Here is a 1,635-nt window from a genome sequence, read left to right on the forward strand (position 1 = left end):
AGGCCTTTCCTACATTATCCGGCCATGCCAGCATTCATCCCGGCTATTTCATCGGGTGGACAAAAGCGGTTGACGGCCGGTGTGGGCAAACGGTCAGGGCCGGGCGCTTCCAGCACCCGGCAGGGTCAAATGGAACGGCGCACAGGGCTGAACTTTACTGACCTTTGGACAATATTGCAGCAGCAGCCCTCCGCCCCGAAACCGACACCGGCCCTGGGGCGTCATCCCATGATGAAGGCGTTGAGCTTGTTGCCGTCGGGATCGCGGAAATATCCGGCGTAGAATCCCTCGCCGCGCGGTCCCGGGGGGCCTTCGCAGGTGCCGCCGTGCGCCAGCGCGATTTCGTGGAGGCGGTGGACCTGGTCCTTGTCCTTCGCCTGCAGCGCCACCATCACGCCATTGCCGACGGTCGCGACATTGCCGTCGAAGGGTCTGGTCAGCCCGATTCCTGCGCACCCATCGGGCTTGCCCCACGCGATGAAGCCGTCGAATTCCATCATGCGGGGCGTGTCCAGTTCAGCGGCAATCGCATCATAGAATTCCGCCGCCCTGGCGAGATCCTTCGTTCCCAGCGTCACATAGCCAATCATCATCCTTCTCCCGACTCGATATTATGAGAACATAATATGAACGACAGCCGGGGGGCGCAAACAAAAAGGGGCGCCGGACCCGAAGGTCGCGGCACCCCTCTTTATGGGCGTGAAAGCCGAAGCTTATTTCACGCGCACCGCGATAAAGGCCGACGGACCGCCACGGCGCAGGATTTCGAGCAGCACCGCATCGCGGCCCGCCTTCTTGGCATCGGCGACTGCCTTGGCGAGCGCCTCGCTCGTCGTGACCGGCACGCGGTTGGCGCTGAGGATCACGTCGCCACGGCGCAGACCCTTGCGGCCCGCATCGCTGTTCGCCGACGCGGCGCCGATAACGAGGCCCTTGGTTCCGGCATCGACCCCCACCGCGCGCGCGATATCGGGCGTCACGACCTGCACCGACAGGCCGAGCTCGTCCTGAAGGGCCTTGTCCGCCGCGCCGGTCGGATCCTCGGGCTCGGGCTGTTCCGCCTCGGGATCGAAATTGCTGCCCGCCAGCTCTTCCTCGGGCGGACGCGTGCCGACGAGCGTTTGCAGCGTCATCGCCTTGCCGTCGCGGATGATCTCGAGCGGGATACGCGTGCCCGGTTTGGTGTTCGAGACGATGTACGACAAAGTCTGCTGCGGCGTGACGTCCTTGCCGTTGACCTTGGTCACCACGTCGCCGCGCTTCAGCCCGGCCTTTTCGCCCGCCTGCCCGGGCTCGACGCGCTGAATGAACTCGCCGCGATCCTTGGGCAGGCCAAGCGCCGCCGCCAGATCCTCGTCGACCGGCGCGATGCCGATCCCCAGATAGCCGCGCTGGATCTTCTCGCCTGCGCGCAACGCGTTGATCACCGGGATCGCCGCGTCGGCGGGGATCGCGAAGTTGACGCCGATGTTCGCGCCGACGGGCGAGATCAGCATATTGTTGATGCCGACGACATTGCCCTGAAGGTCGAACAACGGGCCGCCCGAATTGCCGCGGTTGATCGCAGTATCGGTCTGGATATAGCGGTCATAGGCGCCGCCCTGGCCGATGTTGCGCTGCACCGCCGAGATGATG

At 64.8% G+C, this 1,635-nt stretch carries 2 protein-coding genes; both read right to left on the bottom strand.

Going from position 1 to position 1,635, the window contains the following annotated elements; genetic code table 11:
- Positions 1–221: 221 nt before the first annotated feature.
- Entirely contained in the window at positions 222–590 is a 369-nt protein-coding gene (locus tag VGD20_RS20790) for a VOC family protein (protein WP_331136274.1), read from the bottom strand.
- 123 nt (positions 591–713) lie between these two features.
- Positions 714–1,635: PDZ domain-containing protein (locus VGD20_RS20795; RefSeq protein WP_331136273.1), on the bottom strand; the 922-nt coding region annotated here is incomplete at its 5' end.

It is taken from the genome of Sphingopyxis sp. (assembly GCF_036402335.1).
GTDB lineage: Bacteria > Pseudomonadota > Alphaproteobacteria > Sphingomonadales > Sphingomonadaceae > Sphingopyxis.

Excerpts from the sequence above, each read along its gene's own strand:
- VGD20_RS20790 (WP_331136274.1), bottom strand. The coding sequence starts at position 590 with ATGATTGGCTATGTGACGCTGGGAACGAAGGATCTCGCCAGGGCGGCG.